This is a genomic window from Pseudomonas juntendi (genome assembly GCF_009932375.1).
In the GTDB taxonomy this organism is placed as follows: Bacteria; Pseudomonadota; Gammaproteobacteria; order Pseudomonadales; family Pseudomonadaceae; genus Aquipseudomonas; species Aquipseudomonas juntendi.
The window spans coordinates 1-25,146 of record NZ_BLJG01000087.1; the positions used below are offsets into that span (position 1 = coordinate 1).

At 63.1% G+C, this 25,146-nt stretch carries 21 protein-coding genes; 9 read left to right on the forward strand and 12 right to left on the reverse strand.

Annotated features, from left to right (window positions below; all coding sequences use genetic code 11):
* Positions 1-321: 321 nt before the first annotated feature.
* From trpE to GYA94_RS12480, 9 genes are all read right to left on the reverse strand, one after another.
* Positions 322-1,803, reverse strand: a complete 1,482-nt coding sequence (gene trpE, locus GYA94_RS12440; protein WP_009685254.1) for an anthranilate synthase component I — start codon at positions 1,801-1,803, stop codon at positions 322-324.
* 69 nt (positions 1,804-1,872) lie between these two features.
* Positions 1,873-2,691: a phosphoglycolate phosphatase gene (locus GYA94_RS12445; protein WP_029885955.1), complete on the reverse strand. Its 819-nt coding sequence runs from the start codon at positions 2,689-2,691 to the stop codon at positions 1,873-1,875.
* Positions 2,688-3,362, reverse strand: a complete 675-nt coding sequence (gene rpe, locus GYA94_RS12450; RefSeq protein ID WP_029885954.1) for a ribulose-phosphate 3-epimerase — start codon at positions 3,360-3,362, stop codon at positions 2,688-2,690. The genes GYA94_RS12445 and rpe overlap by 4 nt, the downstream gene beginning before the upstream one ends.
* 241 nt (positions 3,363-3,603) lie before the next feature.
* A complete protein-coding gene (locus GYA94_RS12455) occupies positions 3,604-4,431 on the reverse strand; it encodes an ABC transporter permease (protein ID WP_054911832.1) in 828 nt (275 codons plus the stop codon).
* An 11-nt stretch (positions 4,432-4,442) separates the two neighbouring features.
* Positions 4,443-5,690 (reverse strand): ABC transporter permease, encoded by a 1,248-nt coding sequence (locus tag GYA94_RS12460; protein WP_009685250.1) that lies wholly within the window; start codon positions 5,688-5,690, stop codon positions 4,443-4,445.
* A 60-nt stretch (positions 5,691-5,750) separates the two neighbouring features.
* Complete coding sequence (locus tag GYA94_RS12465) at positions 5,751-6,785, reverse strand: ABC transporter substrate-binding protein (RefSeq protein WP_029885951.1); 1,035 nt, start codon at positions 6,783-6,785, stop codon at positions 5,751-5,753.
* Between the two features lie 40 nt (positions 6,786-6,825).
* Positions 6,826-7,950 (reverse strand): ABC transporter ATP-binding protein, encoded by a 1,125-nt coding sequence (locus tag GYA94_RS12470; protein WP_110678989.1) that lies wholly within the window; start codon positions 7,948-7,950, stop codon positions 6,826-6,828.
* Between the two features lie 237 nt (positions 7,951-8,187).
* Positions 8,188-8,817 carry a response regulator gene (locus GYA94_RS12475; RefSeq protein ID WP_009685247.1) on the reverse strand — a complete coding sequence of 210 codons (630 nt, stop codon included), beginning with the start codon at positions 8,815-8,817 and terminating at the stop codon, positions 8,188-8,190.
* Between the two features lie 10 nt (positions 8,818-8,827).
* Positions 8,828-11,215 carry a PAS domain-containing sensor histidine kinase gene (locus GYA94_RS12480; protein ID WP_161892402.1) on the reverse strand — a complete coding sequence of 796 codons (2,388 nt, stop codon included), beginning with the start codon at positions 11,213-11,215 and terminating at the stop codon, positions 8,828-8,830.
* Positions 11,216-11,309: 94 nt separating this feature from the next.
* Between GYA94_RS12480 and GYA94_RS12485 the strand changes: the two genes are divergently transcribed.
* Positions 11,310-12,308, forward strand: coding sequence for an alpha/beta hydrolase family protein (locus tag GYA94_RS12485; protein WP_161892403.1), 999 nt, complete (start codon positions 11,310-11,312; stop codon positions 12,306-12,308).
* A 234-nt stretch (positions 12,309-12,542) separates the two neighbouring features.
* Here the strand turns inward: GYA94_RS12485 and GYA94_RS12490 are convergent, their stop codons facing one another.
* The 3 genes from GYA94_RS12490 to GYA94_RS12500 are packed head-to-tail and all read right to left on the reverse strand — an operon-like array spanning position 12,543 to position 14,999.
* Positions 12,543-13,310, reverse strand: coding sequence for a TerB family tellurite resistance protein (locus GYA94_RS12490; protein WP_009685244.1), 768 nt, complete (start codon positions 13,308-13,310; stop codon positions 12,543-12,545).
* Between the two features lies 1 nt (position 13,311).
* Complete coding sequence (gene murU / locus GYA94_RS12495; protein WP_054906105.1) at positions 13,312-13,983, reverse strand: N-acetylmuramate alpha-1-phosphate uridylyltransferase MurU; 672 nt, start codon at positions 13,981-13,983, stop codon at positions 13,312-13,314.
* The gene (locus GYA94_RS12500; RefSeq protein ID WP_161892404.1) at positions 13,980-14,999 is read right to left on the reverse strand and encodes an aminoglycoside phosphotransferase family protein; all 1,020 of its coding nucleotides are present in this window, start codon (positions 14,997-14,999) and stop codon (positions 13,980-13,982) included. The genes murU and GYA94_RS12500 overlap by 4 nt, the downstream gene beginning before the upstream one ends.
* Positions 15,000-15,129: 130 nt before the next feature.
* Here GYA94_RS12500 and GYA94_RS12505 point away from each other — a divergent pair, with 130 nt between their 5' ends.
* From GYA94_RS12505 to GYA94_RS12540, 8 genes are all read left to right on the forward strand, one after another.
* A complete protein-coding gene (locus tag GYA94_RS12505; protein ID WP_161892405.1) occupies positions 15,130-17,934 on the forward strand; it encodes an LPS-assembly protein LptD in 2,805 nt (934 codons plus the stop codon).
* Positions 17,915-19,234 carry a peptidylprolyl isomerase SurA gene (gene surA / locus GYA94_RS12510; protein WP_110679047.1) on the forward strand — a complete coding sequence of 440 codons (1,320 nt, stop codon included), beginning with the start codon at positions 17,915-17,917 and terminating at the stop codon, positions 19,232-19,234. Before GYA94_RS12505 ends, surA begins: the two co-directional genes overlap by 20 nt.
* The gene (gene pdxA / locus GYA94_RS12515; protein WP_009685238.1) at positions 19,231-20,220 is read left to right on the forward strand and encodes a 4-hydroxythreonine-4-phosphate dehydrogenase PdxA; all 990 of its coding nucleotides are present in this window, start codon (positions 19,231-19,233) and stop codon (positions 20,218-20,220) included. The genes surA and pdxA overlap by 4 nt, the downstream gene beginning before the upstream one ends.
* On the forward strand, positions 20,217-21,020 hold the full coding sequence (gene rsmA / locus GYA94_RS12520) for a 16S rRNA (adenine(1518)-N(6)/adenine(1519)-N(6))-dimethyltransferase RsmA (RefSeq protein ID WP_054906107.1): 804 nt from the start codon (positions 20,217-20,219) through the stop codon (positions 21,018-21,020). The genes pdxA and rsmA overlap by 4 nt, the downstream gene beginning before the upstream one ends.
* A 205-nt stretch (positions 21,021-21,225) precedes the next feature.
* Positions 21,226-21,606, forward strand: coding sequence for a Co2+/Mg2+ efflux facilitator ApaG/CorD (apaG, locus tag GYA94_RS12525; protein WP_029885942.1), 381 nt, complete (start codon positions 21,226-21,228; stop codon positions 21,604-21,606).
* Positions 21,606-22,472, forward strand: coding sequence for a symmetrical bis(5'-nucleosyl)-tetraphosphatase (locus GYA94_RS12530; RefSeq protein WP_009685235.1), 867 nt, complete (start codon positions 21,606-21,608; stop codon positions 22,470-22,472). The genes apaG and GYA94_RS12530 overlap by 1 nt, the downstream gene beginning before the upstream one ends.
* Before the next feature lie 14 nt (positions 22,473-22,486).
* The gene (gene glpE / locus GYA94_RS12535) at positions 22,487-22,819 is read left to right on the forward strand and encodes a thiosulfate sulfurtransferase GlpE (RefSeq protein ID WP_009685234.1); all 333 of its coding nucleotides are present in this window, start codon (positions 22,487-22,489) and stop codon (positions 22,817-22,819) included.
* A 284-nt stretch (positions 22,820-23,103) separates the two neighbouring features.
* Positions 23,104-25,026: a PrkA family serine protein kinase gene (locus tag GYA94_RS12540; protein ID WP_110679003.1), complete on the forward strand. Its 1,923-nt coding sequence runs from the start codon at positions 23,104-23,106 to the stop codon at positions 25,024-25,026.
* Positions 25,027-25,146 lie beyond the last annotated feature (120 nt).

The following is a 25,146-nucleotide window of genomic DNA, read 5'->3' on the forward strand; positions in this document are numbered from 1 at the left end:
TCCTACGTTTGTTTCGGGCCAATTATTCCTGTGGGATTCGCGCGCGAACGCCTTGGTGCATGCCTCAATATCGCGCCGTACAAACAAGGCGGCCGCGCGCGCCTGTCACAGGCGTTACTGGCCCGAAACAAACGTAGGAGCGAGCGCAGCTCGCGATTGCGCCGCGCGGGCGGCGCTCGATCTCACAGGCGCTGAAGATGCTCCGGCTACCCTTGCCAGAAACCATAGAATCTCCCACAGGAATGCCACAAGGTCGGGAACCGAGGATACTCTGTGGGAGCTGGCTTGCCAGCGATGGGCTGCGCAGCAGCCCTGCTCAATTCATTTGGCGCAAGTCTGCTCAGCCAAGGCCACCGCACGGAACATCGCCCGGCGCTTGTTGATGGTTTCTTCCCACTCCAGCGCCGGCACCGAGTCGGCAACGATACCGCCACCTGCCTGCACATGCAGCTCGCCGTCCTTGATCACCGCCGTACGAATGGCAATGGCGGTATCCATGTTGCCATTCCAGGCGAAGTACCCCACGGCACCGCCATATACACCACGCTTGACCGGCTCCAGTTCGTCGATGATCTCCATTGCACGGATCTTCGGCGCCCCCGAAAGGGTACCGGCCGGCAGGATCGCGCGCAGTGCATCCATCGCCGTCAGCCCTTCGCGCAAGTGGCCGGTGACGTTGGAGACAATGTGCATGACGTTGGAGTAGCGCTCGATCACCATCTTCTCGGTCAGGCGTACGCTGCCCGTGGAGGACACCCGGCCGACATCGTTGCGGCCCAGGTCGATCAGCATCAGGTGCTCGGCGATCTCCTTGTCGTCCGACAGCAGGTCGTCTTCCAGCGCACGGTCGGCCTCTTCGGTTGCGCCACGCGGGCGGGTACCGGCAATCGGGCGCACGGTGACCAGGTTGTCCTCGACCCGCACCAGCACTTCTGGCGAGCTGCCAACCACGTGGAAGTCGCCAAAATTGAAGAAGTACATGTAAGGCGTCGGGTTGAAGCAGCGCAAAGCGCGGTAGAGATCGATTGGCGCCGCCTTGAAGTCGATCGACATACGTTGTGACGGCACCACCTGCATGCAGTCGCCCGCCAGGATGTATTCCTTGATGCGGCCAACGGCGCTTTCGTAGTCCTCACGGGTGTAGCTGGAGCGGAATGCCGGCTCGGCAGCCTGCGGGCCGCTCAGGTCCAGGCCTCGGCGTGGGGTAATAGGCTGGCGCAGGGTTTCCAGCAAGCCTTGCAGGCGCGCCTGGCCTTGCTCGAAAGCCTGATCTTGCGCAGGGTCTACCAGCACGATGGCGTGCATCTTGCCGGCCAGGTTGTCGAATACCACGACCGCGTCCGAGACCATCAGCAGAATGTCGGGCACACCCAGCGGGTCTGGGTTCGGGCTGGCCCCCAGGCGCTTTTCCACATAGCGCACGCAGTCGTAGCCGAAGTAACCGACCAGGCCGCCATTGAAACGTGGCAGGCCGGGAATGTCGGCGACCTTGTAGCGCTCCTTGAACGTCTCGACAAAGGCCAGCGGGTCTTCGACATCGTGGCGTTCAACCTCGACACCGTCCTGCAGGATGCTGACGTGATAGCCGTGCACCCGCATCACCGTCCGCGAGGGCAGGCCGATCATCGAGTAACGGCCCCATTTCTCGCCGCCCTGCACCGATTCGAGCAGGTACGAGTTGGCCTGGTCGGCCAGCTTCAGGTAGATCGACAGCGGCGTATCGAAGTCGGCCAGGGTTTCGCAGGCCAGGGGAATGCGGTTATAGCCGGCAGCAGCCAGGCGCAGGAATTCTTCGTGGTTCATGAGTAGCCTCGTGGCAAGCAGCAATGGGTCAGGCAAACGGACGGGCCGGCACGTGCCGGCAGGCTGAAGTCAGGCGCGCCAACGCCAACGGGCCAAGGCCTTGATGACTTTCATCCAGAATTTGCCAGTAACCGCCACGGTGGACTCTCTGTCTGCTGAGGCTTGAAGGTCCGCCAACGTTATCCCAGTGGCCGGGTCTGCGCAACCGGGCAGCAATGCACGCAGATCGTCGATCACCAGGCTTGGCGACTCGTCCTTGATGGGCCGGCCATGGTTGTAGCCGTAGGTCAGCCCCACGCACTGCACCCCGGCCGCCTTTGCCGCCTGCACGTCGCTGCGCGAGTCGCCGACAAACAGCGACTGTTGCGGGCTCACGCCCGCCATTTGCATGACGAACAGCAGCGCCGCCGGGTCGGGCTTTTTCTGTGGCAGGGTGTCACCGCCGATGATCCAGCGGAAATACCGGCCGATCTTCATCTGGTCCAGCAAGGGCGCGACGAAGCGCTCCGGCTTGTTGGTGATCAAGGCCATTTCCACGCCCTGCTTGTGCAGCCAGCGCAGGGTGTCCTTGACCCCGGGGTAAACCACGGTGAGCTCATGGCTTTCGGCGTAGGCTTCCATGAACAGCGCCAAGCCCTGTTCAGCCAGCGCATCGTCCACGGTTTCATGCTCGATGCCACCGGCCAGGGCGCGGCGCACGAGCACCTGGGCGCCATTGCCGACCCATTGGCGTACCGCCTCAAGGCCAGCAGGCGGGCGCCCCAGTTCGAGCAGCATGCGGTCCACGGCGGCGGCCAGGTCTGGCACGGAATCGATCAGGGTACCGTCCAGATCGAACATCACCAGCCTGGGGAGTGTCCCCGGAAACAGCTGCTCGAAGCCACTCATGGGCGAGCCTGGGCCAGTTCGGCGCGCATTTTGGCGATGACTTCCTGGTAGTCCGGGGCATTGAAGATCGCCGAGCCGGCCACGAACGTGTCGGCGCCAGCGGCAGCGATCTCGCGGATGTTGTTGACGTTGACGCCACCGTCGATTTCCAGGCGGATATCCCGGCCACTGGCGTCAATCAACGCACGCGCTTCACGCAACTTGTCGAGTGTGCCAGGGATGAACTTCTGCCCGCCGAAACCCGGGTTGACGCTCATCAGCAGCACCATGTCGATCTTGTCCATGACGTACTTCAAGGCGTCCAGGCTGGTGGCCGGGTTGAACACCAGCCCGGCCTTGCAGCCGCCGTCCTTGATCAGTTGCAGCGAACGGTCGATGTGCTGCGAAGCTTCCGGGTGGAAGGTGATGTAGGTGGCGCCGGCTTCGATGAAGTCGCCGATGATGCGATCGACCGGGCTGACCATCAGGTGCACATCGATCGGGGCGGTGACGCCATACTTGCGCAGGGCAGTGCACACCATCGGGCCGATGGTCAGGTTGGGAACGTAGTGGTTGTCCATGACATCGAAGTGGACGATGTCGGCACCCGCCGCCAGTACCTTGTCGACATCCTCGCCCAAGCGGGCGAAATCGGCAGAAAGAATGGAGGGGGCAATAGCGTAGGGCTGCATGGCGCACCTGTTGGCAGAATCACGGTGGCGCGCATTGTAACTCAGGGAAAGGCGTGAGGGCTGATTGGCATCAATGGGTGTCGACCAGTGACCAAAAGCCTTGCAGTGCCTGTACGGGCCCTATCGCCGGCAAGCCGGCTCCCACATGGGATCTCCACAGGTATGTGCATCTCATGACTCTTGTGCAGAACGCTGTGGGAGCCGGCTTGCCGGCGATAGGGCCCGTACAGCTACTGGAAAATCAGCCAGGCTGCTGGGTTCTCAGCTTCTCGCTACGCCCGCGCAGCCACTCCAGGGTCAGCAGCAGGATCACCGAAAACGCAATCAGCAACGTCGCCGCGGCAGCGATGGTCGGGCTCAGGTTCTCGCGAATACCGCTGAACATCTGCCGCGGCAGGGTCGCCTGTTCCGGGCCGGCGAGAAACAGGGTCACCACGACCTCATCGAACGACGTGGCAAAGGCGAACAGCGCCCCCGAAATCACCCCGGGGGCGATCAGCGGCAGGGTCACCCGGCGGAAGGCCAGCAGTGGCGAAGCGCCCAGGCTGGCTGCCGCGCGCACCAGGTTGTAGTTGAAGCCCTGCAAGGTTGCCGACACCGTGATGATGACGAACGGCACGCCCAGCACCGCATGCACCAGAATCAGCGAGGTGAAGCTGTTGCCCATGCCCAGCGGGGCAAAGAACAGGTAGCTGGCCACCCCGATGATCACGACCGGCACCACCATCGGCGAAATCACCAGTGCCATCACCAGCGACTTGCCGGGAAAGTCGCCGCGGGTCAGGCCGATGGCCGCCAACGTGCCGAACACCATGGCCAGCACCGTGGCCGCAGGGGCAACGATGATGCTGTTCTTCAGCGCCCGCATCCATTCGGCCGAGTTGAAGAAGTCCTGGTACCACTGCAGCGAGAAGCCCTGCAGCGGGTACACCAGGAAGCTGCCACTGTTGAACGACAAGGGCACGATCACCAGCACCGGCAAGATCAGGAACAGCAGGATCAGGCCGCAAAGAATGCGCAGGCTGTAGAACCACACCCGCTCCACGGGCGACATGTAAGGGCTCAGCATGACAAGGCTCCTCAGCTCAGGCGCAGGCGGCTGGCGCCGACAAGCCAGCTATAGATCAGGTACAGCAGCACGGTCGCCAGCAGCAACAGCCCGCCCAGTGCGGTGGCCATGCCCCAGTTGATGCTGGTGTTGGTATAGAAGGCCACGAAGTAGCTGACCATCTGGTCGTTCGGGCTACCCAGCAGTGCCGGGGTGATGTAGTAACCAATGGCCAGGATGAATACCAGCAGGCAGCCGGCGCCGACACCGGCATACGTCTGGGGGAAGTACACCCGCCAGAAACTGGCGAACGGGTGGCAACCCAGCGAAATCGCCGCGCGCATGTAGCTTGGCGAAATGCCTTTCATCACGCTGTACAGCGGCAGGATCATGAACGGCAGCAGAATGTGCACCATCGAGATGTACACGCCGGTGCGGTTGAACACCAGTTCCAGCGGCTGGTCGATGATGCCCATGGCCATCAGCGCACTGTTGATCAGCCCGCCCGACTGCAGCAGTACGATCCACGCTGCCACCCGCACCAGGATCGAAGTCCAGAACGGCAGCAACACCAGAATCATCAACAGGTTGCTCTGCCGGGTCGGCAGGTTGGCCAGCAGGTACGCCAGCGGGTAGGCCAGCACCAGGCAGATGGCGGTAATCACCACGCCCATCCACAGGGTGCGGGCAAAGATATCCAGGTAAATGGCCTGGTCCGGGGTCGCCTTGGCCAGTTCGCCAAGGTCATCGATACGGTGGTCCAGCGAAGCCAGCAGGTAGAACGGGGTCAGCGTGCTGGTGTTGCGGCGGATCGCCTGCCAGTAGGCCGGGTCGCCCCAACGTTCGTCCAGGGCCTGCAGGGCATCCTTGTAAGAGGCGGGCTCGCTCTTGAACGGCAATGCGCGCGCCGTCTTGGCCAGCAGGCTGCGGTAGCCGGCCAGTTCCATGTTCAGGCGTTTGGACAGGTCGCCCAGGGTCTGGTTCTTGCGCGACTCGGCCAGGTCCTGGCTCAGCGCCTTGTACACGTCCTCGCCAGGCAGGCTCTTGCCGTCCCACTGGCTGATGACGTCGACCGTGCGCGGCAGGCCACCGACCACCTCCGGGTTGCCGACGCTCTTGTACAGCAGCGCCGCGATCGGCACCAGGAACACCAGCAGAAGGAACAGCGCCAGCGGCGCGATCAGCGCTTGCGCCTTCCAGCGGTTGACCCGCTCGGCATGCTTGAGGCGCTGCTTCAGACTTTGACCTGCGCCTTCTTTGAGTGGCACTGCAATGGCCATGGCAAACTCCGCGATACGAACTGAAATTGGGGCCGCATGGCGGCCCCTTGCGCTGGTCGGTTACTTCTTCGCCGCCCAGGCGTTGAAGCGTTGCTCCAGCTGCTCGCTGTTGTCGGCCCAGAAGGCCACGTCGATCTGCACCTGGTTGGCAATGTTCTCAGGCGTGGTCGGCATGTCTTTCTTCACCTCGTCCGACAGCAGGCTCACTGCCTTGGAATTGGCCGGGCCGTAGGCGATGTTCTCGGAGTAGATCTTCTGCTGCTCAGGCTGCACGCTGAAGGCGATGAATTTCTTCGCCTGGTCGGCATCCTTGGCACCTTTCGGGATGGCCCAGGCATCGAAGTCATAGATGCCGCCATTCCACACCACCTTGAGGTTGCTTTCCTTCTGCACCGCCGCGATGCGGCCGTTATAGGCCGAGCTCATGACCACGTCACCCGAGGCCAGGTACTGAGGTGGCTGGGCACCCGCTTCCCACCACTGGATGCTTGGCTTGAGTTCGTCGAGCTTCTTGAAGGCGCGGTCCACGCCCTCTTTGGTACCCAGCACCTGGTAAACGTCCTTGGGCGCCACGCCGTCGGCCATCAGGGCGAATTCCAGTGTGTACTTGGCGCCCTTGCGCAAGCCGCGCTTGCCAGGGAATTTCTTGGTGTCCCAGAAGTCGGCCCAGCTGGTCGGCGCGGTCTTGAGCTTGTCCGCGTTGTAGGCCAATACCGTGGACCAGACGAAGAAGCCCACGCCACAAGGCTGGATGGCGCCCGGCACGTAATCGGCTTCGTTGCCGAACAGGGCGGGGTCGAGCTCTTCGAACATGCCCTCGTCACAGCCGCGGGCCAGCTCTGGCGACTCCACCTCCACCAGGTTCCACGACACGCTCTTGGTATCGACCATGGCTTTGACCTTGGCCATTTCGCCGTTGTACTCGCCTGCGACGATCTTGCCATGGCCGGCCTTTTCCCAAGGCTCGTAGAACGCCTTGACCTGGGCGGCCTTATTGGCCCCGCCGAACGAGACCACGGTGAGGTCTGCGGCCATGGCCTGGCCGGCGGTAAACAGCCCCAGGGCCAGGGCGGTCAGTTTCAACTGCTTACGCATTCTTGTTCTCTCCACAGTACAGGGTTGGTGAAGCAATCCATCAATGGGCTTCGGCAATCGGATCGAGCGCGCGGGCGTGCTCCACCTCCCAGCCCAGCGGTACCACATCGCCCACGGCCAGGGCCGGGTCGAGTTCGGCAATGGGCTGTTTCACGAAGAAATCGCCCTTGCCGCAAACTTCCAGGCGCACCCGCACGTGGTCGCCCAGATAGATGAATTCCGCCACCCGGCCCGAGAAGCGGTTCGCGCAGCTTTCGCTGTGGCCGTTCAGGCGTACCCGCTCGGGGCGGATGGACAGGGTGACCGGTTCGCCGGCCTGGCCGACATTCACTGCCAGTGCCTCGATCCGCTCGCCGCGCGGCAGCTGCACCTGGCAGCGCTTGCCGTCGCTGGCCAGCAGCGTGCCGTTGAGGCGGTTGTTCTCGCCGATGAAATTGGCGACGAAGGTGTTGCAGGGTTCCTCGTACAGCGTGCGCGGGTCGGCGATCTGCTGGATCTCACCCTGGTGGAATACCGCCACCCGGTCAGACATGGTCAGCGCTTCGCCCTGATCGTGGGTCACGTACACCACGGTCACCCCCAGGCGCTGGTGAATGTGCTTGATCTCCATCTGCATGTGCTCACGCAGCTGCTTGTCCAGTGCCCCGAGCGGCTCGTCCATCAGCACCAACTGGGGCTCGAACACCAGCGCCCGGGCCAACGCCACGCGCTGTTGCTGGCCGCCAGAAAGCTGGCCGGGGTAGCGCTTGGCAAAGGCATCCAGTTGCACCATGCTCAGCACGCGCTTGACCCGTTCGCTGATATCGGTCTTGCTCAAATTGCGCACGGTCAGCGGGAAGGCCAGGTTTTCCGCAACCGTCATGTGCGGGAACAGCGCATAGTTCTGGAACACCATGCCGATATCACGCTTGTGCGGCGGTACATTGTTGATCGAGCGCCCGGCCAGGTGGATTTCCCCGGCGGTAGGGGTTTCGAACCCCGCCAGCATCATCAGGCTGGTGGTCTTGCCGGAGCCAGAAGGGCCAAGCAGGGTGAGGAATTCGCCCTTGCGGATATCCAGGTTAAGGTCTTTGACGATCAGCGACTCGCCGTCGTAGCTCTTCTGCACACCACGGAAGCTGACCAGCGTTTCGCTGGTTGCAGCGTTCGACTTCGCCTCGCTCATGCCTGCACCTTCTTGTTGGATGACTGCGTGGGCAAAGCGTAAAAGAGGCGCAAGCGCCGGAAAATCGGGGGTGCTGAGAGAATGCCATCATCCGGATGGAAGATTTGATGTAGGGATTGCCCTACAAGGATGGCGCGTTCAGAACAGCCTTGCCCCTGGGGGGCTGCCTTGTGTCGCGATGGTGCGCGCAGCGGCCCCAGAATTCCTGCTGCACCGCAGATACAGCCGGGGTCGCAATCAGACCAGCTTGTGCTCCATGGCGTACTTCACAAGCTCCGCCAGCGAGTTCACCTTCAGCTTCTGCATCAGCCGCGCCTTGTGTGTACTGATGGTCTTGCTCGACAGCGCCAGTTGCTGGGCAATGTCATTGACGTTGGCGCCCTGGGCCAGGCGCTCGAACACGGAAAACTCCCGCTCCGAGAGCAGGGTGTGCAACGGCCGCGACTCGGTCAGGCCCACTTCGAACACCATGCGGTCAGCCAACGCCGGGTCGATATAGCGCCCGCCAGCAGCCACCCGGCGAATCGCCGTCAGCAGTAGCGCCGGGTCACTGTCCTTGGTGGCATAGCCCGCCGCACCGGCCTTCAGCGCCCGAGCGGCCATTTGCGCCTCGTCATGCATCGACAGCATCAGGATCGCCGGCGCGTCGAGCAGCGCGCGAATCCGCGGGATCGCCTCCAGCCCGCTCACGCCCGGCATCGAGATATCCAGCAGCACCACTTCGCACGGCGTATGCCGCAGGGTCTCGAGCAACTGCTCGCCATTCCCGGCCTCCCCCACCACCTGCATGTCCTTGGCCAGGCCAATCAACTGCTTGATGCCTTCACGGACAATGGTGTGGTCTTCGGCTACCAGCACTCGAATCACGTTTGCTCTCCTACTCCAACGGTATGGCCACGCTCAGGCTGGTGCCCTCGCCCGGCTGACTGTCCAGCACCATGCTGCCGCCCAACATCAGTACCCGCTCGCGTACGCCGACCAGGCCAAACGAGGTGGGCCGGGGCTGCTCACGGCAAAAGCCTTGGCCATCATCACTGACTGTCAGGCGTAACTGCCCGCCCTGATGAACCAGCTCGATTTCCACGCTGTGCGCCTGGGCATGGCGCATCACATTGGTCAACGCCTCCTGCAGAATGCGGAACAGCCCGGTGGCCTTGGCGTCACTCAATGCTGGCAGATTATCCGGTACCTGCACCAGGCAGGGGATTTGCGTACGGGCTTCGAAGCGCCTGGCCTGCCATTCGATGGCCGAGGCGATGCCCGCGTCGAGAATCGGCGGGCGCAGGGCAGTGGCCACATCACGCACCAACTGGAACAACTGGGCGATCAAGCGCTTCATGCTGGCCAGGCGCTCGTTGAGCCCCGGGTCGAGCTCGGCAAACGCCAGCTCGCACATCGACACTTCCAGCTTGAGCACGGTCAGCATCTGCCCCAGCTCATCATGCACTTCGCGGGCGATGCGGGCCTTCTCTTCCTCGCGCACGCTTTCCAGGTGGGCCGACAGCTCGCGCAACTGCTCCTGTGACTTGGCCAGCGCCAGTTCGGCGCGCTTGCCCTGGGTGATATCCCACACCACGCCGTCCCATACCACCTGACCGTTGCCCAGGTGCCGGGTACTGGCCTTGATGTCGGCCCAGCGCTGTTCACCCTGGCGGGTGAGAATACGCCCCTGCCAGGACCAGTCCTGGTCGCTGGCCAGGGCCAGGTCCTGGACCCGGTGGTAATCGGCGCGGTCATCGGGGTGTACCAGGTTGCGCAGGCCCATTTGCGGGTGCTGGATCTCGCTGGGCGCATACCCGACCAGGGCCTCGCTGCCTTCACTGATATAGGGGAACTCCAGCTCGCCCTCGGCCGGGTCCCGCTCCAGGCGGAACACCAGCCCCGGCACGTTGCCGGCAATGCCCTTTAGCCGCGCCTCGCTTTCGCGTAGAGCCGCCAAGGCCCGGTGCCGTTCGGTAACGTCGGCCAGGTACACCACCAGGTACTCCGAGTCGCGAAAGCGCAAGAAGCTCAAAGACAACTCGACCGGCAGCAAGCTGTGGTCCGCGCGCTTGCACTGCGCCTCGAACTGGCCGACACCGCCAGCCCCGGCGCGGGCGCCTTTCCACAGCTCCAGCCAGCGGTCCATGCTCAGGCTCGGCTCGAAGTCGCTCAGCGGCCGCTCCAGAAGCTCGCCTTCGGCATAACCGAGCATGCGTTCAGCGGCGTGGTTGGCGTACCGGACATGGCTGTCCCAGTTGACCCACAGAATACCCACCGTACTCTGGTCAATCGCGAACTGGCTCAGGCGCAGGGCCTCTTCACGCACCTGGCGCTCCACCAGGCTTTCCCGCGCAGCCAGCAGGCTACGCTCCAGCTGGCGCTGTTGCCGGCGTTGCCACACCAGGGTAGCCAGGGCGCACAGCAGCAGCAGGCCGAACAGCAGCGCCAGGTTCTGCCAGAACCCGGGCGACTCGCTCAGGCGCGGGTACTTGGGCTGCAACCAGCGCTGGTGCAGTTGCTCCAGCTCCTTGGCAGGCAGGGCCTGCAAGCCTTGTTCGAGCACATCGGCCAACACCGGCCAGTCACGCCGCGAGCCAAGCCGCAGCAACTGCGGCAGGCCAATATCGCCCACCACGGCCAGCTCACCGAACTCGCTCTCGCGTGACAGGCGGCTGAGTTGCGCCTCGTCCAGCACGGCGAAGCTGGCCTGGCCGCCCACCACCAACTGCAAGGCCTCGCGCTCGCTGGGCACCCCCTGCAGGTTCAGGTTGCTGTAGTTACCGCGCAAGTACTCTGCCAGTTGGCTGGGCATGCGCACGGCCACGCGCTGCTCGCGGTCGAGCTTTTCCAGCTCCACCGCCATGGCCCCGGTGCGTGGCCCTACCACCAATTGCGGCACGCGCATGTACGGGTCGCTGAACAACCACAGGCGCAGGCTGGCCGGGGTTTGGGTAAGGCCGGGGGCGAAGTCGATTTCGCCGTTCTGCAGGGCATGCTCCAGGCTGGCCTGGTCACTGAAATGGCGCCAGGTCAGGTCCAGGCGCAGCACGTGTGCCAGGTTGCTGACCAATTCGACGTTGGCACCGTACAACTGCTGCAGGCGCCGGTCGAACTGAGCATAGGGTGCTTGCAGCACCAGGCCCACACGCAGGCTGCGGTGCGCGTCCAACCACTGCTGCAGGGCCGGCTCGAGCGCAACAGTGGCCGGCGCCTCGGGCCGGGCAAAGGCAATCAAGGGCAGCCACAAGCAGCCGATAACCAACAGGCGACGCACTCGCTTCATCTATACGCTCGTCTTGGCAAGGCGGCCATGCAGCATGGCCGTCACGGGCAAATACTATTAGGCTGCCGGTATCATTCTGGCCTTGGGTTGACGCATGTCCACACTTTATCGCACGACGCTGGCAATGTGCTGCCTGGCTTCGCTCCTGCCACTCGGCGCCTTGGCCGCCGATGCCGAAACACCGCCGGCGGCCAATGCGGCAACGGCAGCCGAAACACCGCGCCCGCCGCTGCTCGAGCGCAGCCAAGAGGATGCCCTGGCACTCGAGCGGCTGGTACCCAAGGCCGAGCAACAGACGCTACAGGCAGGTGCCGACAGTTTCCTGGCGTTGTGGAAGCCGGCCAACGACAGTGATCCGCAAGGTGCCGTGATCATCGTGCCGGGTGCCGGCGAAAACGCCGACTGGCCAAATGCCGTTGGCCCGCTGCGGCAAAAATTCCCTGATGTCGGCTGGCACAGCCTGAGCATCAGCCTGCCTGACCTGCTCGCCGACAGCCCGCAAGCCCGGGTAGAAGCCAAGCCCAAGGCCGCAACGGACCAAGCCCAGGGTGAGCGTGCACCGGTCAAGGATGTGCCAGCCGACGCCAATGCCAATGTCGCCCAGGCCACCGCCGCCGATGCCGACACCGCAGAAAGCACCGATGCCGAACTGGCCAGCGAACAGAGCGACCCGGCCGATGCCGAGCGGATTTTCGCCCGCCTCGACGCTGCCGTGGCGTTTGCCCAGCAGCGCAATGCCCGCAGCATCGTGCTGATCGGCCATGGCAGCGGTGCGTACTGGGCTGCACGCTACCTGAGCGAAAAACAGCCGCCGCAGGTGCACAAGCTGGTCATGGTGGCGGCGCAGACGCCGGCGCGCGTGGAGTATGACCTGGAAAGCCTGGCGCCGACGTTGAAGGTGCCCACCGCCGACATCTACTACGCCACCCGCAGTGCTGACCGCAGCGCCGCCGCGCTGCGCTTGCAGGCCAGCAAGCGGCAGAAAGACAGCCAGTACCGGCAGTTGTCGCTGATCGCCATGCCAGGCAACCAGGCCGCCGAGCAAGAGCAGTTGTTCCGCCGCGTGCGAGGCTGGATGAACCCGCAAGGGTAAGGTTGCCCCCACAGGTAGGCCACAATATTCAGGCGTTGTGTATTACCTGTGGGAGACTCTATGGTTTCTGGCAATGGCATCAGGGTTGCCGGGTGCTTGCCGCAGCATCTTCAGCGCCTGTCAGATTGAGCGCCGCGCGGGCGGCGCTCGATGTCTCAGGCGCTGCATATCTTCTGACAAACACCTGCCAGCCCTGCTGCGATCCCTGGGGCTGGCTTGCCGGCGATGAGGCCCTCAAAGGCCCCGCCGCTTGCGGATCATGGCATAGGCCTGGTGCAACTCCCGCGTGCGCTCGGTCGCTTCACGCACCTGTGCCTCGCTGGCGCCGGTGCCTGCCAGCTTGTCCGGGTGGTGCCGGCTGACCAGCCGGCGATACGCCTGCTTGACCTTGTCAGCTTCGGTGTCCGCCTCTACCGCCAGCAAGCGCAACGCCGCCGCATAGGTCATGGCCAGCCCTTCCGGCCGAGCAGCCCTGCGCGGCTCGTATTCCACCGACATGGCCTGCACCTGGCGCCGGCTCAGGCCCAGCTTCTGCCCCCAGTCCAGCAGCAGCTCACGCTCCTTGTTGCCCATCTTGCCGTCGGCCCAGACCATGCGCCAACAGGCGCGCAAGGTGCCTTCGGCCGCATGCGGCTGTTCGCGAATCCGCCGCAAGTGGCCGCCAAGCCGGTCCTTGCCGGCCTTGCCACGGTTGAACGCCTTGATGGCGCGCAAGCGGGCCGGCTCCGCCAGGTCCAACCGCGACATTTCCTGGCGCGCCTGCTGGATATGCTGCTCGGCCACCCGGCCATCGCTCTTGGCCAGGCGCCCCAGCATCACGAACAGCAACTCATCGTCAGCCAGCGCCGGGCGCCCGCTCAGGCGGTCGCGCATGTCATCCCAGCCCTGCAGGCGCAAGCGGCGGTCGAGGGCCTGGCCGAGCAGCAGCCCCAACAGCGCCCCGGGGATGTTGGCCACGGCAAAGCCCGCGCCAGCGCCAATCAGTGTGCCTGGCCACCACATGTCAGGCGCGCTCGCCGATCAGCCGCTCGGCCTCGGCCAGGCGCTCGAGCGTCCCGACGTCCACCCAGTGCCCGCGGTAGTGCTCGCCCGTGACCCGGCCAGCCGCCATGGCCTGGCGCAACAACGGCGCCAGTTTGAAGGCACCAGCCTGGCAACCCGCGAACAGCGCCGGGTGCAGGACCGAGATACCACTGAACGTCAGCGTACCCGGCGCGTCGTCGCCATCGACCACCTGCCCGTCCGCCAGGCGGAAGTCGCCACGGCCATGGTGGCCAGGGTTATCGACCAGCACCAGGTGCGCCAGGCCTTGCAGGGGGGCCTGCAGGCGGGTGAAGTCGTAGTCGGTCCAGACATCGCCGTTCACCAGCAGGAACGGATCGTCGCCCAGCAAAGGCAGCGCCTTGAAGATGCCGCCGCCGGTTTCCAGCGGCTCACCCTCCGGCGAGTAGCAAATGCGCAGGCCGAAGCGGCCGCCATCGCCCAGGTGCTCTTCGATCTGCTGGCCGAGCCAGGCATGGTTGATCACCACTTCGCGGACACCCGCAGCCGCCAGCGCACGCAGGTGGTACTCGATCAGCGGCTGGCCGGCGACCGGAACCAACGGTTTGGGGGTATGCAGCGTCAGCGGGCGCATGCGTTCACCCTTCCCCGCCGCCAGGATCATTGCCTTCATGCACGCGCTCCGGCTTGCAGCTCGGCAATCAGCTCACCCAGCTCCGCCAATTCGGGCCGGCGACCGATCACTTCTTCTATATAGGCGAAGAAACGCGGCACGTCCCCCAGATAGCGCGGCTTGCCGTCGCGGTGGCAGATACGGGCAAAAATGCCAATCACCTTCAAATGGCGCTGCACGCCCATCAAGTCGCTGGCACGCTGGAACGCCTCGAACTCAGCATGAACCGGGATACCGGCCGCCACTGCCCGCTCCCAATAGGCACGCAACCAGCCTTCGACGCGCGCCTGTGGCCAGCTGAGGAAGGCATCCTTGAACAGGCAGGTAATGTCGTAGGTGACCGGGCCGTACACCGCATCCTGGAAGTCCAGCACGCCAGGGTTCGGGGTGCTCTGCATCAGGTTGCGCGGCATGTAGTCGCGGTGCACCAGCACTTTCGGCTGGGCCAGGGCGCTGTCGATCAACAGTTGGCTGACGCGCTGCCAGGCAGCTTTCTGGCTATCGTTGAGGGCCAGGCCAAGCTCGCGCCCTACGTACCATTCGGGGAACAGTTCAACCTCGCGGCGCAGCAGGGCGTCGTCGTAGCTGGGCAACTGGGCGTCCATCGGCAGGCGCTGGAACTTCAGCAACGCCTCGATGGCGTCGGCGAACAGGCTGTCGGCATTATCGGCAGCAATGATATCCAGGTATGTCTGGTGCCCCAGGTCACCCAGCAGCAGGAACCCGCGCTCCAGGTCCTGGGCGTGGATCTGCGGCACATTCACACCGGCACTGGCCAGCAGGTGGTCGATGGCGACGAACGGTCGGCAGTTCTCCTGCGGCGGGGGCGCGTCCATGACCACGAGGCTGCGCCCAGCCCCCTGCCAGCGGAAGTAACGGCGGAAGCTGGCATCGCTGCTGGCCGCGGTCAGGCGGCCTTCGGGCACCTCGCCCCAAGCCTTGCTGCGGAAAAGTTCATCGAGCTGCTCGGCGAGCCAGACCGTCAGCTGTTGCAGGCGTACATCGTGTTCAGGCATTACAAGGGTCTCCGACGGCCCTAGCCGTCAAGCGGGTCATGCTTTATTATCCAGCATCTTTTTCAGACCATCGAGAGGCGTGCGGCCCCACACGCGGGCAGATGGCACGCAGGAAGCCCGGACTAATAAGATGGCATTGAAATCCCCCGCGTTTCGTAGAAAGTTTCCGTTGCTGGTCACCGGCGGTCTGCTGGCCCTGCAACCTCTGGCCACATCGTACGTGGTGGCAGCCGAGCAGTTTGACTGCCAAGTGTCCGCCGCCGGCGGCTGGGACTGCAAGCCCAAGACCCCAGCCAGCAACCTGCCGCCACGCCCGGTGCACGAAGGTGCCGCCGTCAGCGGCGGCACCGAAGCCGCGAGCGAAGGCGAAACTGCGGACCGGCCGATGCTGGTCACCGAGGCCAAAGGCCGCGGCCTGAAGTCGCGCAGCGAAGACTACAGCCACCTCGACTGGGTGCCGCGTGAAAAGCTCACTGCTGCACAGCTGGCCGAAACCGGCCCGTACTGCGGTGGCGCCTACATCGAGCCAACTCGCCCAGGCATGGCCGACACCACGCCCAAGGACGAGTCGCCGACCTACATCAATGCCAAGGTGTCCAAGTACCAGCAGGAGCAGCAGATCGCTACCCTCGCCGGTGACGTGGTCATGCGCCAGGGCAGCATGCAGGCCGAAGCGGACGAGGCCAACCTGTACCAGGCCGAAAACCGTGGCGAGCTCAAAGGCAACGTCAAGATCCGTGACAACGGCTCGCTGGTAGTCGGTGACCAGGCACAGATTCAGCTCGACACGGGCGAAGCCCAGGTCGACAACGCCGAATACGTGATGCACAAGTCGCATATCCGCGGCAGCGCCCTGTACGCCAAGCGTGGCGAAAACGCCATCATCCGCCTCAAGGACGGTACGTACACCACCTGCGAACCGGGCAGCAACGCCTGGCAGCTGAAGGGCAACAACATCACCCTGAACCCGGCCACCGGCTTCGGCACCGCGACCAACGTCACCCTGCGGGTCAAGGATTTCCCGGTGTTCTACACACCGTACATCTACTTCCCGATCGACGATCGTCGCCAGTCCGGCTTCCTGCCACCTTCGTTCAGCAGCAGCAGTGACACCGGCTTCATGCTGGTCACGCCGTACTACTTCAACCTGGCGCCGAACTACGACGCCACGTTGTACCCGCGCTACATGACCAAGCGCGGCTTGCTGATGGAAGGCGAATTCCGCTACCTGACCAAGTCCAGCGAAGGCCAGTTCGGCGGCGCGTACCTGAACGACAAGAACGACGACCGCAAAGACCAGACGGACTACAAAGACCAGCGCTGGATGGTCAACTGGCAGCACAAGGGTGGCCTGGACGAACGCCTGATGACCGAGGTGGACTACACCGACATCAGCGACCCGTTCTACTTCCAGGACCTGGAGTCCGATCAGATCGGCGTGGAAAGCCGCGACGTGCTGAACCAGCAAGGCGCGCTGACCTACCGTGGCGACAGCTACACCGCGCGCCTGAACGTGCATGCCTACGAAATGGCGACCATTTCGCAGATCACGCCGTATGACCGCCTGCCGCAGCTGACCCTGAACGGTACCCTGCCATTCCAGCCAGGCGGCCTGAACCTGGGTTACGAGACCGAAGCGGTACGCTTCGAGCGTGACTTGAAGGATGATTTTGTTTTCGACAAAGATGGCAACCCGGATACCAGCACGGGTGTACCAGGCCAACGTCTCGACGAAAATATTTTTGGTGTTGCTCGCGCCAACGGTACTCGCCTAAACGTCGCACCTTCCATAAGCCTGCCGATGACAGCCAGCTACGGCTATATCACGCCGAAGCTGAAGTACATGTATACCCACTACGACCTTGACTTAGACAGCGAGGGCAAACGGGACCTAGTTGAATTCCCGGCAAGGGCTGCCCTCGAAGGCGACTTCAAGAGCAACCAAGACCGCGATGTCCCAATCTTCAGCGTCGACAGCGGCCTGTACTTCGATCGCAACACCTCGCTGTTTGGCAACAACTACCGTCAAACCCTCGAACCGCGCATGTTCTACCTGTACGTCCCGTACAAGGACCAGAAGGACATCCCGCTGTTCGATACTGGCGAAACCCTGTTCAGCTACGATTCGCTGTTCCGCGACAACCGCTTCAGCGGCACCGACCGCATCGGCGACGAGAACAAGCTGTCGCTGGGTGTCACCACACGCTGGATCGAAGACAACGGCTTCGAGCGCCAGAACTTCAGCATCGGCCAGGCCTACTACTTCAAAGACCGCAAGGTACAGTTGCCGGGTATCGACTACCGCACCCGCAAAGACTCGCAGTCCGACGTGTCGCCATATGCCCTGGTGTACAACTACTACTTCAACCGCGACTGGCGCTTCAATTCGGACTTCAACTGGGACCCGGACAGCCGCAGCACCCGCTCGGGCAGTGCGATGTTCCACTACCAGCCTGAAGACAACCCGAACAAGATCGTCAACCTCGGCTACCGCTACCGTAACGACACCATCGCCTACGACTCGACAACGGGTACCTGGAAGGTGGGCGGCGGTGACTATGGCACCCCAGGCGATCCGAACTACATCAAGGATTACTACAAGATCCAGCAGCACGATTTCTCGGTCATCTGGCCGATCGTGCCACAGTGGAGCGTGATTGCCCGCTGGCAGCATGACTACAACCGCAACCGCACCCTGGAAGCCATGGGTGGTTTCGAATACGACAACTGCTGCTGGAAGCTGCGTCTGGTCAACCGGTACTGGATCGACTACGACGATTTCAGCCAGGCCCTTCCGCAGAACGAAAAAGGCGACCACGGTGTCTTCCTTCAGATCGTCCTGAAAGGCCTCGGTGGTGTAGTTGGCAACAAGGTCGAATCTTTCCTCGACCAAGGCATTCAAGGTTACCGTGAACGTGAAGACCAAGCTTATTGATCGACTGCGCCCAGTGCTGCTGGGCGTCGCTTTGCTGAGTGGCGCGGTGCATGCCGCGGTACAGCCGCTTGATCGCGTGGTGGCCATCGTCGACAACGACGTGGTCATGCAAAGCCAGCTGGACCAGCGCGTGCATGAGGTTCAGCAAACCATTGCCAAGCGCGGCGGCAGCGTGCCGCCCGCCGGCGCCCTGGAACAGCAGGTACTGGAACGCCTGATCGTCGAAAACCTGCAACTGCAGATTGGCGAACGCTCCGGCATTCGCATCACCGACGAAGAACTGAACCAGGCCATCGGCACCATTGCCCAGCGCAACGGCATGTCGCTGGACCAGTTCCGCGCAGCGTTGGCCCATGACGGCCTGTCGTTCGACGACGCCCGCGACCAGGTCAAGCGCGAGATGATCATCAGCCGCGTGCGCCAACGCCGCGTGGCCGAGCGCATCCAGGTGTCGGAGCAGGAAGTGAAGAACTTCCTCAACTCCGACATGGGCAAGATGCAGATGTCGGAAGAGTACCGCCTGGCCAACATCCTGATCCCCACCCCGGAAGCCGCCAACTCGGCAGACATCCAGAAGGCTGCACGCCAGGTGGGCGAGGTGTACCAGCAACTCAAGCAAGGCGCGGACTTCGGCCAGCTGGCCATCGCCCGTTCCGCCAGCGAAAACGCCCTGGAAGGCGGCGAAATGGGCTGGCGTAAAGCGGCCCAACTGCCACCAGACTTCGCCAAGATGCTCAGCAGCATGCCGGTGGGTGAAATCACCCAGCCGATCCGCATCCCCAACGGCTTCATCATCCTCAAGCTGGAAGAGAAGCGTGGCGGCAGCGAGAACGTGCTGCGCGACGAAGTGCACGTGCGCCACATCCTGATCAAGCCAAGCGAGATCCGCAGCGACGCGGCCACCGAGCAGTTGGCCGAGCGCCTGTACGAACGCATCAAGAACGGCGAAGACTTCGCCGAACTGGCGAAGAGCTTCTCGGAAGACCCGGGTTCAGCGCTCAACGGCGGTGACCTCAACTGGGTCGACCCGAACAGCCTGGTGCCTGAGTTCCGCGAGCAGATGGCCAACGCCCAGCAAGGCGTCGTGACCAAGCCGTTCAAAACCCAGTATGGCTGGCACGTGCTGGAAGTACTGGGCCGTCGGGCCACCGACAGCACCGAGCAGGCGCGTGAGCAACAGGCCCTGAACGTGCTGCGTAACCGCAAATACGACGAAGAGCTGCAAACCTGGCTGCGCCAGATCCGCGACGAAGCCTACGTTGAAATCAAGCTGCCTGGCGCCGACCAGGCCGCCCAGTGAAGCCCCTGCGCTTCGCCGTCACTCCCGGCGAGCCGGCCGGCATAGGTCCTGACCTGTGCCTGCTGCTCGCCGCAGACGCCCAGCCCCACCCCCTGATTGCCATCACCAGCCGTGACCTGCTCGCCGAGCGGGCTACCCAGCTGGGGCTGGCCGTCGACCTGTTGCCGGTTGCCCCGGGCCAATGGCCCGAGCAGCCGGCGCCAGCTGGCAGCCTGTATGTTTGGGATACCCCGCTGGCGGCCCCAGTAACACCGGGCCAACTCGACACGGCCAACGCCGCGTTCGTGCTGCAAACCCTGACCCGTGCTGGCCAAGGCTGCCTGGACGGGCACTTCGCCGGGATGATCACCGCCCCCGTGCACAAGGGTGTGATCAACGAGAGCGGCATCGCCTTTTCCGGGCACACCGAATTCCTCGCCGAACTGACCCAAACCGCACAAGTGGTGATGATGCTGGCTACCCGCGGCCTGCGCGTGGCCCTGGTTACCACCCATCTGCCCCTGCGGGACATCGCCGACGCCATCACTGCCGAGCGCGTCGAGCGGGTTACCCGCATCCTGCATGCAGACATGCGCGACAAGTTCGGCATCACCGCCCCACGCATCCTGGTGTGCGGCCTCAACCCGCATGCCGGCGAAGGCGGCCACCTGGGCCGCGAAGAAATCGACATCATCGAGCCGACCCTGGCCCGCCTGCGCGCCGAAGGCATGGACCTGCGCGGGCCGCTGCCGGCCGATACCCTGTTTACCCCCAAATATCTGGAGCACTGCGACGCGGTGCTGGCGATGTACCACGACCAAGGCCTGCCCGTACTCAAGTACAAGGGTTTTGGTGCGGCCGTGAACGTGACCTTGGGCCTGCCGATCATCCGTACCTCGGTTGACCACGGCACCGCCCTGGACCTGGCCGGCAGCGGCAAGGTCGACACCGGCAGCCTGCGCGTCGCGCTGGAAACCGCCTACCAGATGGCCGAGAACCGACCATGAACGAGCAATACCAACACCGGGCGCGCAAGCGCTTCGGCCAGAACTTCCTGCACGACGCCGGCATCATCGACCGCATCCTGCGCGCTATCCACGCCAAGCCTGGCGAACACCTGCTGGAAATCGGCCCGGGCCAGGGCGCCCTGACCGAGGGCCTGCTGGGCAGCGGCGCGCAACTGGACGTGGTCGAGCTGGACAAGGACCTGGTGCCGATCCTGCAGCACAAGTTCGCCGACCGCAGCAATTTCCGCCTGCACCAGGGCGACGCCCTGAAGTTCGACTTCAACCAGCTGGGCGTCCCGCCGCGCAGCCTCAAGGTGGTGGGTAACCTGCCCTATAACATCTCCACGCCGCTGATCTTCCACCTGCTCAGCCATGCCGGGCTGATCCGCGACATGCACTTCATGCTGCAGAAGGAAGTGGTCGAGCGCATGGCCGCCGGCCCTGGCGGTGGTGATTGGGGGCGGTTGTCGATCATGGTGCAGTACCACTGCCGCGTGGAACACCTGTTCAACGTTGGCCCTGGGGCGTTCAACCCGCCACCGAAAGTGGATTCGGCCATCGTGCGGCTGGTGCCGCATGAAGTGCTGCCTCACCCGGCCAAAGATGCACAACTGCTGGAGCGGGTGGTGCGTGACGCGTTCAACCAGCGCCGCAAAACACTGCGCAACACCATGAAGGGCCTGCTCGACAGCGCGGCCATCGAAGCTGCCGGCGTAGATGGCAGCCTGCGCCCGGAGCAGCTGGACCTGGCAGCCTTCGTGCGCCTGGCCGACCAGTTGGCCGATCAGCCCAAAGCCTGATTCAACCTGATCCGGCCTCTTCGCGGGCACGCCCGCTCCCACAGGTAAATCACCCCCTCAAATGCGGTGGAATCCTGTGGGAGCGGGCGTGCCCGCGAAGAGGCCAGCACAGGCAACACAAATCCCCCAGCCCTTCCACCGCTGGCCCTCCCCCCCGCCAATGGCCTAGACTGCATTATTGCGTCAGTTCGCCCAAGGCCCTTGCATGTCCGACCCCCGCTATCAAATCGACGTCAGCGTCGTGACCCGCTACCTCAAAGAGCAATCCGACCCGGAAAACAGTCGTTTCGCTTTCGCCTACACCATCACTGTGCAGAACAACGGCTCGCTGAAAGCCAAACTGCTGTCGCGCCACTGGCTGATCACCAACGGTGACGGCAAGGTCGAAGAAGTGCGCGGCGCCGGGGTGGTCGGCCAGCAGCCCAATATCGAGCCGGGCCAGAGCCACACCTACAGCAGCGGGGCTGTCATCAGCACCCGCGTAGGCACCATGCAGGGCAGCTACCAGATGTTTGCCGAAGACGGTAAACGTTTCGATGCCGAGATCGCCCCGTTTCGCCTGGCGGTGCCCGGGGCCCTGCACTGATGGCCACTTACGCCGTCGGCGACCTGCAGGGCTGCCTGCAGCCACTCAAATGCCTGCTCGAACGCGTACGCTTCGATCCCGCCGTGGACCGCCTGTGGCTGGTGGGCGACCTGGTCAACCGCGGCCCCGAGTCACTGCAAACGCTGCGCTTTCTGTACTCCATGCGCCAGTCCCTGGTCTGCGTGCTGGGCAACCACGACCTGCACCTGCTGGCCGCCTGGCACAACGTCGAGCGCCTGAAGAAAAGCGACACCTTGCGCGAGATCATCGAAGCGCCAGATGCGGATCAGTTGTTCGACTGGCTGCGCCAGCAAAAGCTGCTGCACTACGATGAGGCGCGGGGCGTTGCCATGGTTCATGCTGGCATCCCGCCGCAGTGGACGCTCGGCCAGGCCCTGAAGCTGGCAGACGAGGTGGAACAGGTGCTGCGCGATGACACTCGCCTGAAGTTGTACTTGGATGGCATGTACGGCAACGAGCCGAACAAGTGGAGCAAGAACCTCACCGGTATCGAGCGCCTGCGGGTCATCACCAACTACTTCACGCGCATGCGCTTCTGCACCGCAGAAGGCAAACTCGACCTGAAAAGCAAGGAAGGCCTGGGCACCGCGCCCAAAGGCTACAAACCCTGGTTTGCCCACAAGGACCGCCGCTCGCGGCACGTGAAGATCATCTTCGGCCACTGGGCCGCCCTTGAAGGGCGCGTCGACCAGCCTGACGTCATCGCCCTGGACACCGGCTGCGTGTGGGGCGGCGCCATGACCCTGTACAACCTCGACAGCGGCCAATACCACCGCTGCGACTGCGCCGCCGACGGCACACTGCGCCAGCCGGCACAACCCACTACACTCAATGACCACACCTGAAGGAAGTAGTACCCATGAGCGAATTCAAGCGCATCCCTCCCGAGCAGGCCTTGGAGCTTCGCAAGCAAGAAGGTGCGGTCGTGGTCGATATCCGTGACTCGCAAGCCTTTGCTGCCGGCCACATTACCGGCGCCCGGCATCTGGATAACCATTCGGTTGCCGAGTTCATCCGCAATGCCGACCTCGACGCCCCCACCCTGGTGGTCTGCTACCACGGCAACTCCAGCCAGAGCGCTGCCGCCTACCTGGTAGGCCAGGGCTTCTCCGACGTGTACAGCGTCGACGGTGGTTTTGAACTGTGGCGCACCACCTACCCGGCCGAGACAGCCCAAGGCGCTGCCGAATAAATATTTTCATTTTTACTGCAGCCCGCGTCCTGCGCGGGCTTGCGGCTTACCTGACGAACGGTCGTTCGTAACTTCTGCACTCCTCGCCCCTTGACCTTGCAGATAACCAACTACGCTTAAGCTCAGGCCATCCAAAAAAGGGGAGAGCCGGTACACCGGCGTGCGGGTCATCGGTAGCGTAACAGGGTGTTCTGGGGGGTATAGAGCAACTGGCGAACCCGGTTGCTTGCCAGCATCAGCTGACTGATCCGGCGTCGTCTCCACGTATCGAGCGAGGTGACGTCATGAGTATTTTTAGCCACTTCCAACAACGTTTCGAGTCAACGCGCCAGGAAGAACTCTCGCTGCAGGAGTACCTCGAGCTGTGCAAAGAGGATCGCAGTGCCTACGCATCGGCGGCCGAACGGCTGTTGCTGGCCATCGGTGAGCCAGAGCTGATCGACACCTCTACCAACTCCAGGCTGTCGCGCATTTTTTCCAACAAGGTGATCCGCCGCTATCCAGCCTTTGCCGACTTCCATGGCATGGAAGAGTGCATCGACCAGATCGTGTCCTACTTCCGCCACGCCGCCCAAGGCCTGGAGGAAAAGAAACAGATCCTCTACCTGCTGGGCCCGGTAGGTGGCGGTAAATCGTCGCTGGCGGAAAAACTCAAGCAGCTGATGGAGCGCGTACCGTTCTACGCCATCAAGGGCTCACCGGTGTTCGAATCGCCATTGGGCCTGTTTAACGCCAACGAAGACGGGGCCATTCTCGAGGAAGAGTTCGGCATCCCGCGGCGCTACCTCAACACCATCATGTCGCCCTGGGCAACCAAGCGGCTGCAGGAGTTCGGCGGCGATATTTCCAAATTCAAAGTGGTCAAGCTCTACCCTTCCATCCTCAACCAGATCGCCATCGCCAAGACCGAACCGGGCGATGAAAACAACCAGGACATCTCTGCCCTGGTCGGCAAGGTCGACATTCGCAAGCTCGAGGAATACCCACAGAACGACGCCGACGCCTACAGCTACTCGGGGGCACTGTGCCGGGCCAACCAGGGCCTGATGGAATTCGTGGAAATGTTCAAGGCGCCGATCAAGGTCCTGCACCCCTTGCTCACCGCCACCCAGGAAGGTAACTACAACAGTACCGAAGGCCTCGGGGCCATCCCGTACACCGGCATCCTGTTGGCCCACTCCAACGAATCGGAGTGGCACACTTTCCGTAACAACAAGAACAACGAAGCGTTCATTGACCGGATCTACATCGTCAAGGTGCCGTACTGCCTGCGCGTCAGCGACGAGATCAGGATCTACGACAAATTGCTGGTCAACAGTTCGCTGTCCAAGGCCCATTGCGCACCAGACACCCTGAAGATGCTGGCGCAATTCACGGTGCTGTCGCGGCTCAAAGAGCCTGAAAACTCCAATATCTATTCGAAAATGCGCGTGTACGACGGTGAAAACCTCAAGGACACCGATCCGAAGGCCAAGTCGATTCAGGAATACCGCGACTCGGCCGGCGTCGACGAGGGCATGAATGGCCTGTCGACCCGCTTCGCCTTCAAGATCCTGTCCAAGGTGTTCAACTTCGACCCACACGAAATTGCCGCCAACCCCGTGCACCTGTTGTATGTGCTGGAGCAGCAAATCGAACAGGAACAGTTCCCTGCAGAGGTGCGCGAACGCTACCTGCGCTACCTGAAGGAGTACCTGGCACCGCGCTACATCGAGTTCATCGGCAAGGAAATCCAGACAGCGTACCTGGAGTCCTACAGCGAATACGGCCAGAACATCTTCGACCGCTATGTGCTGTATGCCGACTTCTGGATCCAGGACCAGGAATACCGCGACCCGGAAACCGGCGAGATCCTCAACCGCATCGCGCTCAACGAAGAGCTGGAGAAAATCGAGAAGCCGGCCGGCATCAGCAACCCGAAAGACTTCCGCAACGAGATCGTCAACTTCGTACTGCGCGCACGCGCCAACAACAATGGCAAGAACCCAAGCTGGCTGAGCTACGAAAAACTGCGGGTGGTGATCGAGAAGAAAATGTTCTCCAACACCGAAGACCTGCTGCCGGTCATCAGCTTCAATGCCAAAGCCAGCAAAGAGGACCAGAAGAAACACAACGACTTCGTCACCCGAATGGTGGAGCGTGGTTATACAGACAAGCAGGTGCGCCTGCTGTCGGAGTGGTACCTGCGGGTCAGGAAATCGCAATAAAGCGGCAAGCCGCCTAGTGCCAAGCTACAAGCTGCAAGCCACAAGCTGGCTGGCGCCGGCGCATGCCAGGCGCCAGCATCTGCGGCAGCGATGGCTGTTTTTACTTGCAGCTTGAAGCTT